The sequence below is a fragment of the Pedobacter heparinus genome, from assembly GCF_032678725.1.
In the GTDB taxonomy this organism is placed as follows: Bacteria; Bacteroidota; Bacteroidia; order Sphingobacteriales; family Sphingobacteriaceae; genus Pedobacter; species Pedobacter heparinus_A.
Genome location: NZ_JAVTSC010000048.1, coordinates 1 through 820 on the forward strand (window position 1 = coordinate 1; position 820 = coordinate 820).

Here is an 820-nt window from a genome sequence, read left to right on the forward strand (position 1 = left end):
TATCCTAACATAAATCCTGGTATCCGTAGCTTTGTGCCTGTATTACCTATGTCCAGATTGACACAGGTAACCAGGGCTTCAATAATCTGTCTAACCAAACAGTATGCAAAGATATTTACTCAAATCGTGAATAATCGTGCAAGTGTGTTAAGAGATAATTAAGCATCGCTTTTCTTGGGCTGCATAATTGCGCAGTATTGGTCAATAGTGGGGTAGGGATTGGATGTTTTATTACTCTTTAAACGAAAGCCCTGACTTTTGAAGCAGTGATTTTAAAATGGGGATATTTTGTGGCCCAACGCCAAGTAATGCCCGAATTTCCTTTTCGGTATAAGTAGCAACCTTTTCTATCGTATCAATGCGGTAGTGTAATAAGGCTCTTTGGGCAGGAGCGGTAAGTACAAAGAGCGGATTTTCGGGATCTTTTATTGGCTTGACCAAGGGTAGAGGTATTAGAGGGACTGGATTTCCTCGATCGTTAGGCCGGAATATTCGATAATTTTATCCAATGGTTCATTAGCTGTCAACATTTTCTGAGCAATCGCCATAGATTTTTTGTGCTCGCCTTCCGCCTTGCCTTTTTGCACAGCAGTTTCAACTGCATAATCCAACACATTCTTATTATCCCACTTCCGCTTTAAACTTGCATTGTACATAGCTCGTTCCTCTTTTGTTAGATTGGCATATTTAGCCAGGTTAAATAACTGATCAAATTCCGGGCCGGATAAGTATTCAGGACGTTTGGTGAATTCCTTTAAATGCTTCAAGGCATATAACCACTTATCTAATTCTGTATCCAGATCCTCGGGCTTCTTCACAA

2 protein-coding genes are annotated in these 820 nt (G+C 40.4%); both read right to left on the reverse strand.

Translation table 11 applies throughout. The features are described 5' to 3' along the window. Positions 1-231: 231 nt before the first annotated feature. The gene (locus tag R2Q85_RS24545) at positions 232-441 is read right to left on the reverse strand and encodes a hypothetical protein (RefSeq protein ID WP_316814449.1); all 210 of its coding nucleotides are present in this window, start codon (positions 439-441) and stop codon (positions 232-234) included. 11 nt (positions 442-452) lie between these two features. Then, on the reverse strand, positions 453-820 hold a 368-nt coding region (locus tag R2Q85_RS24550; RefSeq protein ID WP_316814450.1), incomplete at its 5' end, for a PD-(D/E)XK nuclease family transposase.